The following is a 10,273-nucleotide window of genomic DNA, read 5'->3' as shown; positions in this document are numbered from 1 at the left end:
ATGGTGAAAAGTTGTTTTTTAATTAAATAAAAAATAAATTTAGCGGATTTTAAAAATTTACATTAAATTCATTTGAAATTTTTAGTAATATCCATTTTAGTGATTAGTATTAACATAATTGACTAATTTCGGACACTCCCGCATGGAAAAATTTTCACATCCCTCATTTCTACCACAGGAGAGAATATCATTATTGATTGATGTTTTTGAATCATTTATTACTTTTAGACTTTTTAATATTGGCTAAATTTGCTTTCAGTACTTTGTAGATGTTTTCTGCTCCCACAATTTCCTCATCAGGAACATTCCAATCTGAAGGATATAAAATAAACGGTTCTGATTGGCTTCCTCCAACTCCGCCATGGCTTCCAACCAGCTCTTCAAAGGCACAAACCTCATCCTTTTCAGCATCGTAAAAACTGTTGACTAAAATGTCTGGAACGTATTTAAAGGAACTGCTTCTTTTTAAATGATGAACAATGTTGTCTCCAAAGCCTTCAAGAGGATTTTCCCCTTCAATTTCATCATTATCAAGATAGTATGTTCCGTTTTTACCTATTGCCATGTCACCCTTTTGAGAGGATCTAACTAAAATAAATCCCACATATTCATTACTGACGATTTCATGAATCAGCTCTGGAAACATATTGTTGATTTCTTCATAGGTTAATCTATGATTCCATTGGGTTAGATAAATCATTGCAAGATTTCCTGATGCAAGAACAATTACTTCAGAGTCCGATAGCTCTTTTTCTTCATCTTTTTTGTTTCTGTTTTTAATGAAATCAATTTTATCTGAAAATGGAATATGTACTTCTGCAAAATGGTCTTCGTTTGAAGACATGTTGGCATACATGCTGATGTCTTGAGGAAGCAGGGATTTGATAAAATCTTCAAATGACTGCCCATATCTTTGTTTGAATGTTGCACCATTAGTTTGGCCATGGTCAGACTGTATCACGAATTGATATTCTCTTGGAGAATATTTGTTTCCATTAAACAAATGTTTAATCTGTTTGTCCATTCCTTTAAGGGCAAACCATGCATCTTCATCCCTAACTCCGGAATGGTGGGCAATTTCATCATAACCCAAATATGTGGAATAAGCAACATCAATATCTCCAACCATCATATCTCCAACCAGTGTTTCTGTATTGATTTCCCTCATGAATACATTTGTAGCTGCCCTTGCTGGAATATAAATGATTCCCCGTGAAATCCTTGGTCGGATGTTTAATATTTTGTGTTTTAATTGAGAATATATCTCACGAATCATGTCTTCAATGAGCAATACAACTATACGTGCGAAATTGCTGGGATTTGAAAAGATGGAAAACCATGCGCCATTGTATAGTTTTTTCAAATCAGTTATTTTACTGAAAGTAAATATTACATCATCTGTATCTCCCGAAAATAGATTGGATCTGCTCGCTCCATTTTCAACAAGCAATCCATTTCCATCAGATATTCTATCTTCAAGTATTTTAACTTTTGTAAGTCCAGAACATTCCATTATCTGATTGTCATTTTCTTTTTCAACCCACCTAAAAGCAGTAATATTATCATTATTTCCGTGAAGAATTCCTGCCTGACTGGCCCCTGTCTGTGAGGACAAATCGGTTTCCCATTTTTTAAGGGTATGGGTTTTGCCGTCTATCATTGACTTGACGGTAGGCATATAACCCTTGTCGATAGCTTCACATAAAACATCATAAGCAAGACCATCAATTTCCACAATTATTACTCCAGGATAATCCTTAATATCTCCTTTTCTTTTCTTTTGAGCTTCCCTTAACACTGCCTGATAATATGCTCCATCATCATCCAGTGAAAATATGGTTGATATAATAAGTGTAATCAATGCTATTAATATTGGAGTTAATATTATATTCCATCCGGTAATGTGTATACCAAAAAATGGTCCGAAAAATGCAAAAATTCCCCCATTTAAAGCAATAGCTGCAATTCCAAAAGTCCAAACGAAAAATGGCATGAATATCTTTGTTAGAATTGGCCAGAATATGGCATTGAAAATACTGATGAAAAATATGAATAGAATAACTTCATTAAAATTGGCAATGGAAAAATCAAATCCAAAACTAATTAAATATATTCCTATAAAATTTGCAATAAAAAGTACCAAATATCTTTTCAGTGATAATCCTGGTGTTTTTTTAAGTTCATCAATGTCTCTCATATTTTAACCCACTTATTTTTATAAATCCCAATAATTCAAAAAGTCCAACAGCAATCTGATTAATTAAAAATTCATCGGACTTTTATACAAATCCCCCATAATTGAGCCTAAATTTATACCAGCATATTTTTAGAGTTATTCTGAGAATTCATCATTTTTCCTAAATTGTTAATTTCAATTATGCTATCTTTTAGGCCATGTGAATAATTTTGAAAAAATTATATTTCAATAATATATTTAATAGTAAGCTATTTAATAATACTATCGAAATACTAAACACTTAATGTAACATTTCAGACATATCCCCAAATTTACAGTAAAGTATATATTTAAATTTATATAAACTACAACCATATGATAGGTTTTTGTTTAAAAATATATCATATGATTAAATATTAATTTAAATTTTAATAAATTTAATGAATATTATTTATTTAATTATGTGATATAACTTATACATTTTTTAACAACCGCCATCATATTTTTAAAAAACATGAGGGAATAAAAATGAATATTAAAAAAATGGTCACTATATTAGTAATTGCATTGGCCGTAGTTTCTTGCCTAAATGTAGCAAGTGCCGGATTTTTAGACTTCTTAGGTGGAAATTCAGCACCTGCCAATAAAACCGTAGAATTTGATAAATTTACATTAGATTTACCTGCAGATACTAAAATTGTAAACTCTACTAAAAAAATATCCGATCTAACGATAAATTCATTCAATGTAACTTCCAATTCATCAGATTTAAAAGAAGTGGATGTACTGACAGGTTCATCCGTAGTTAATTCAGCTGAAGATTATGTACGTGTTGTAGTTCAAAATCAAGATTATAAAACCAATGAAACATATGGTAACTGGACTATTACCGATTTATCTAAAGCTCCAAATAATGTCACACATTACAAATATATGTTAACTTACCATGACGGATCCAAAATAATTTCACTTGAATCCGACAATTTAAACACTCTCAAAAAAGTTGCAGATACATTTAAACAAAAAAAGTAAATTAATTAAGTAAAAAACAATCTTTAAATAAGATTTTGTTCTTTAAAAGCAATAGAAGAAAAAAACTAAATTACTGAGATTTCTTCTGTTGTTTTCTTATTTTTTTAATATCACATATTCTGAAGTTCAGAAAACAAAAAAAAACTAACTATAAATTCATCAAAAAATTTTAAAAATTAATGTATTAATTATGTTATATGTACCTGTCAAAAAAAATTAACAAATTCTTGAGATAATGCAACTTTCAATTCCTTTTAACAGCCCATATTGTCCAAATATCATCTTAAAAATATTGATTACATATAATAGTCCTTTTTAATTAAAAAATCCTAAATTATCTAAATATCCAATAAATTTTATAAGATAATTCTGATCGGGTTTTGGCCAATTAAATCCTAACTCATGTAATATTTCAATAGTTTGATTGATATTAACACGGGTTTCATAAGCATCTGCTGAGCCTTGTGAATCCTCAAATGACATGTCGGATGTAATCATTCCCTGAATATTTTCATCAAGATTTTCCCTACATATTTCTACAAATTCTTTATTAGTGACCTGTTTGATTTCATAACCCAATGAATTTAATGCATCAATAAGATCTTTATTGTGAATGAAATTATTGTTTTGACAGTTAAATACCCTACATTCTTTTGGAGTTTTAGCTAATTTAAGAATAGCTTTTGCAGTCCAATCAATTGGACTCATTTCTATTTTAGCATTATACATAGAATTGGAAATAGCTTGAATGTTTTTAATTGATTTGACATTTGATAAAAATGCATTAGTATCATAGTTTTTCTGGAATACACCGTCTCGATAACGACCCATAAGGTTTCCAATCCTAATGATTTTTACGTCCAAACCATTAATTGCAGCTTCCAATACTTTTCTTTCAGCTAAAAATTTACTGTTTACATACTTATTAGTTAAATCTTGTCCATAATATAATGTTTTCTCGTCAAATTGAACATCACCTGCCAATTTTTCATCTTTTGGAGGTGAAAGTACACTTAATGTTGATATCTGTACAAATTGTGCATCCATTGATTTTGCAAACTTAATTCCATTTATTACCCCATCAACATTTACCTTAAATATATAATTATCAGCAGTATAATGTTTTACAACAGCTGCACAGTTAATTATAGTATCAATTGGATATTTTTTAAGCTTTTTAAAGTCATCAAGATTGGTAATATCTCCTTCAGTTAAAATAACACGGGAATTTAATAAATCACTTAAGTCTTCATCAAAGTAATAATTCATCAAATCTTCCAAACGCAATCTGCATGAGCTAAACTCACCTTCCCTCATCATACAATAGACATTACCCTCCTCATTTTTAAGATATTCATATAAAACATGAATTCCGAGATAACCTGTGACTCCAATCAATAATACATTACCAATTTCCTGATTTTCACCATTATTGAAGCTTTCAACAGTATTTTCACTTAAAAGATTATTTATGGCACTATAATCATAATCGTCATTGATATCAAAATCGCCTTCTTTTACTTCATAATCCTTAGATAAAAACTTTGCCAATTGCCTAGGAGTTTGATTATTGAAAATATCCTCATATTTTACTCCATAATTACGTTTAATTAATTCTAAAATAAGTTTAGATGCAATAAGCGAAGTACCTCCTATTTCAAAGAAATTATCTTTCGCACCTACGGTTTCAATACCCAAAACAGATGAAAATATTGCACAAAGCATCTGTTCCAATGGAGTCTGAGGTACAACATACTCTAAATCCAGTTTAGGTTCAGGAAATTGCTTTATGTCAGTTTTACCGTTTGGAGACATTGGCATTTCATCAAGCTGCATGAATACTGTAGGCACCATATAGCGAGTTAAATATTGAGCTATAAAAGCTTTTAAATCAACAGTATCAATTTGGTTTTCTGCTGTAAAATAAGCACACAAGTGTTCATTATTATAAATCTCCTTAATTACCACAACAACCCATTTGATACCAGGATAATTGCCAATTACAGATTCTACTTCCCCGATTTCAATCCTCAATCCTCTTAATTTGATTTGATTGTCAATTCTTCCTTTGATTACTATATCACCATTCGGAAGTTCCATCGCATAATCTCCGCTTTTGTAATATGGGATATCATTGATAGTTATGAATGATTCTTTGGTTTTTTCTTCCATATCCCAATAGCCTTTACCTACACCAATACCTCCAATATATAACTCCCCTATTATTCCTGAAGGCACCAATTTTCCATCAATGTCTCTAACTTCGGTTATGTAATTGTGCAGAGCTTTTCCAACAGTAAGATTGTCGGCATCTTTAAGTTTATAAATGTTACATGTTACTGTTGTTTCTGTTGGCCCATAAATGTTATATACATCTAAATCAGGATATTCTAGAAGCTGTAAAACCAGGTCTTTAGGAACCATTTCTCCACCGATACCAACATATCTGATGTTAAATACTTCTTTTGCAAATTCATCATATTCCAAATACTGTTTTAATCTTGACGGAGCAGAAAATGTAAGAGAATCAGGCTTTTGTCTTTTAATCAAATCAGTTAATTCACTGATGCTTTTCATTTCACTGTCATTTGCAAGCACCATTTCCAGACCTAATGTCAAAGGCATTAAATCCAGTAAAAATGGATCAAAGGATACTGATGAAATGGCAAGAGTTCTATGCATTTTAGAATATGCATCATAAATTATGCTGTCCTCACCTTCATAGTACAGGTTTGTAATGTTCTCATGACTAATCATTACTCCCTTAGGATTTCCGGTTGACCCTGAAGTGTAAATCATATAGGCTAAATCATCACAGGATATTTCAACTTGAGGATTGGCAACATTTTCTTCCATAAGCAAATCTTTTACGTCAATAGAATTTTCGATTCTGCCGTCAGATATGATGTAATCCGCCTGACTGTTTTCGAAAATATAATCTATTCGACCTTTAGGATATTCAATGTCTATCGGTATGTATGTACATCCTGCTTTTAATACACCAAAAATAGAGGATATGAGATTGCTGTTTCTTGGAAGCATCACCAGAACATTGGCATTTGGTCTGATTCCTTTTTTAATAAGTGCATTGGCAACACGATTAGCTTTTTGATTGAGTTCATCATATGTCAATGTGGCATCATTTGCAATCAATGCAATATCATTAGGAGTTTTGCCGACTTGCCTTTCGAAACGTTTATGTAAAAATGGGAGTTCGACTTCACTGAATTCATGCAGTTCATCATCATTTTTTAATTTTAAATCACAAAGCCGTAATTTATCCAAATCATATATGAAAAATTGGACAAATATGAAATTTATAGCATCTATAAACTTGTTAATATATTCCTCAGAGTATAGCTGGTCGTTGTATTCAAGTACCAATCTGATTTTATCATCTTCATCATAGATATTTAAATTAATTTTATACTCAATTTCAACAGATCCATCCAAAGATTCCTTAAAATAGCTTTCGCCTTCAAATATAACTTCATCTGATTTGAAGAATTGATGGTATGCATAGAAGAACTCCGGTTTCAATCCATAATCTTCAGCAAGTTTAGTGTATGGATAATTACTGTGAATTAATGATTCTTTCCAAATTCTGTTAACTTCATCCAGGAAGTCTTCAACCATCATTTCCCTATTTTCACCATCGACGATAATAGGTATTGTTTTAACAAGCATTCCCTGAGTATTGAAGTAATCCGGGTTTGCTCTACCATTATAAATAGTTGTAATTAATGATTTGTCAGAGAATGTGAATTTATTTAAAGCAAGAATTGTAGCTGACATGAATAAAACATTCATACTTAATGCATGGTCCTGACAGAAATGATTAAAAAAAGTTGAATCAAAAACATGCTCAACAAGTTTAATTTCACCAATGTCCGGATTTCCATTTAAATCAGAAGTTAAAACTGTAGATTCAATTCCCTGATTTAATTTATTCTGGAAATATTTTTTAGAAACCTCATTTTCACTGTTTATTTGCTCAATAAGACTGTAAGTGTAACCATCGATTTTCTCTTTTTCAATTTCTTCTCCATGATATGCTCTTGCAATGTCTTCGAAAAGAATTTCATGTGAAACACCATCAGTTATTATATGATGCAAATCTGAAAACAATACTGTTTGAGAAGGTGTTTTATATATTTTAAATCTAAATAATTGATTATCTATTAAATCAAAAGAACGCACATCATTTTCAACTAATTCTTCATTAGTTATCTCATCAACTTCCACAATTTCGATTTCTTCAATAGCTATATCATCAACTCTTTTTTGCTTTAATTCACCATCATCAGTATTTACAATTCTAGTTTTAAGATATGGATGTGATTCAATTGTTGTAATAATAGCTTCTTTGAGCTTAATTGGGTCAATACTGCTTTTGAACCTCATACAATAAGGTACAGAATATTTTATTTCTTCCAAATTCTGCATACATTCATAATAAATTCCCAATTGGCTTGAAGTTAATGGGAAATAATCCTTTTCTTTAGCCAAATCAATTATTTCATCAACATCAATGCTTTCAATATAATTATCGATACTGCGGGCCAAACTTTTAATTGTAGGCTTATCCAATATAGAAGAAATATCCAATTTAACTCCAGTTTCATTCCATATCATAGAATTTAACTGCATTAAAGTTAATGATGAAAATCCTAATGAATATAAATCATTAGTTGTTCCGAAATCATTTGTATTGGTAATAGCTGAAACAAGTTCAAAAAGTTTTTCTTCAGTTTCGTTTTCAGCTTCCACATGATCTAAAGCTAATGACGGAGTTGGAAGTTTTTTAACATCTGTTTTACCATTTGGAGCCTGTGGCATTTCATCAATCTGCATAAATACTGTTGGAACCATATAATATGTCAATTTATTTTTTAGATAATCTTTTAAACTTCTGGAATCAATCTCACTTTCTGCAGTATAATAGGCGCATAAATGTTCATTATTATTTATCTCTTTAATTGCAACAGCAGCCTGTTTTATATTGGGAAAACGATTAATATTTTTTTCTATTTCAGCAATTTCAATTCTTAATCCTCTTAATTTGATTTGATTATCAATTCTTCCTTTGATTACTAATTCATCATTTGGAAGTTTTATCGCATAATCTCCACTCTTATAATATGCAATGCCGTTTATGGTTAAGAACACTTCCCTGGTTTTATCTTCCATATTATAATATCCTTTACCGACCCCGACACCGCCAATATAGAGCTCACCCATTACTCCAGAAGGCACTAATTTTCCATCAATATCCCTAACTTCCGTAATGAAATTATGCAGTGCCTTTCCAACAGTAATGTTATCTGCATCAGTGATTTTAATCCCATTACATGTTACTGATACCTCTGTTGGGCCATAAAGGTTAAATATTTCAAGGTCAGAAAATTCCAAAAGCTGCACAACCAGGTCATGAGGAATCATTTCACCACCAAGAGCGATATATCTGAAATCATTCAATTCCTTGACAAATTCATCATATTCCATATATTGTCTTAAACGTGAAGGCACTGTAATCGGAAGTGAATCCGGTTTTTCCCTTTTAATCAAATCAGTTAAATCGGCAATATTTTTTATTTCATTATCATTTGCCAGCACAACTTCCAAACCAAATGTTAAAGACATGAAATCTAGTAAAAATGCGTCAAAAGAAACCGTTGAAAGAGCAAGTATCTTATTCATCTTCATATAAGCATTATAAATTATATTATCTTTGCTTTTGGAGAACAGATTTGTAATGTTTTTATGAGTAATCATAACTCCCTTAGGATTTCCTGTTGACCCTGAAGTGTAAATCATATATGCCAAATCTTGTGGAGAAATGTCTACTTGAGGATTAGAAACATCTTCTTCCAAAAGCAATTCACTAACGTCTATTGATTGTTCAATGCACGCATTGGATATTAAATAATCTGCATTACTGTTTTCAAAAATATACCTGATTCTGCCTTTAGGATATTCAATATCAATTGGAATAAATGCACAGCCTGCTTTTAAAACTCCCAAAATGGCTGAAATAAGATTAGAATTTCTTGGAAGCATTATCAAAATGTTACTTTTTGGTTTAACTCCTTTTTTGATAAGTGCATTTGAAATTCTATTGGCTTTTTGATTAAGTTCTTCATATGTTAATGTAGCATCACTTGCAATCAATGCAGTATTGTCTGGAGTTTCCTCAACTTGCCTTTCAAAACGTTTATGAATAAAGGGAAGATCTACTTCATCAAATACTACATTTCCATCATCATTTTCAATTGCAATATCACAGATATTTGTTTTACTGATGTCAGAGCCAATAATTTGATTAATGATTTTTTCAAGGCTTGATAAGAACAAATCAATGAAATCTTTCGTATATAATTCATTATTGTAATATAATAACAATGAAACAAATTCATCACTTTCAATTAGGCTCAAATAATTACAAAATTCACCACAGCAGTCTTTTTGATTGAAAGAATAGTAAAATTCGGGTTTTAATAGAAATTCATCACTATCATAATACTCGTCATAATGTAAAGAAATATCATAATTTTCATGAATTTTTTCTAAAAATTTTTTAATAGAAACATCTCTGGTTTCAAGTTTAGTGGCAAATGGAACATTATTTTCATTAAAAATTAAAGTTTCATGTGAAAAATTAAATTTATTAAGTGTTAAAGTTAAACCTGCTAACAAAAGCTCACTGATTGAAATTGAATTGGAATTGGCAAATTCAATTAGATTTTCTTTTTCAATTGAGTATTCAGATTTATCTATTTTACCATTTTCCCTATCACCATTTTTATTTGGAGAAATCAATGTTGATTCATCAAAACATTCCCATAATTCTGATAAATGTTCATTGAAAGAAATAGTTTTATCATTCATTCTATCAAACCCATAATCATACACATAATCAAAAAAATTATTTGAAATTCTATTTTTATACAAATATTATTAATTATAATATATATTATGGATTTGTCTATGTATAAATATAATTAAACAAAAATGCCAAAAAATATATAAAAATTATATAAAGTATATTAAATCATGAATATTGCT

General features: G+C 30.2%; 3 protein-coding genes. 1 reads left to right on the top strand and 2 read right to left on the bottom strand.

Translation table 11 applies throughout. From position 1 onward, the window contains the following. Positions 1-211: 211 nt before the first annotated feature. Positions 212-2,197: a phage holin family protein gene (locus ACKI5C_RS07530; protein WP_407432547.1), complete on the bottom strand. Its 1,986-nt coding sequence runs from the start codon at positions 2,195-2,197 to the stop codon at positions 212-214. A 507-nt stretch (positions 2,198-2,704) separates the two neighbouring features. Here ACKI5C_RS07530 and ACKI5C_RS07525 point away from each other — a divergent pair. Beyond that, on the top strand, positions 2,705-3,208 hold the full coding sequence (locus ACKI5C_RS07525) for a hypothetical protein (RefSeq protein WP_407432546.1): 504 nt from the start codon (positions 2,705-2,707) through the stop codon (positions 3,206-3,208). 315 nt (positions 3,209-3,523) lie between these two features. On the opposite strand, the gene ACKI5C_RS07520 is transcribed toward ACKI5C_RS07525, so the two are convergent. Beyond that, positions 3,524-10,096, bottom strand: a complete 6,573-nt coding sequence (locus ACKI5C_RS07520) for an amino acid adenylation domain-containing protein (RefSeq protein WP_407432545.1) — start codon at positions 10,094-10,096, stop codon at positions 3,524-3,526. Positions 10,097-10,273 lie beyond the last annotated feature (177 nt).

The organism is Methanobrevibacter sp., assembly GCF_045646045.1.
Taxonomy (GTDB): Archaea; Methanobacteriota; Methanobacteria; order Methanobacteriales; family Methanobacteriaceae; genus Methanocatella.
Note: the sequence above shows the minus strand (reverse complement) of the source record. Positions and strands in the feature narration are given on the sequence as shown.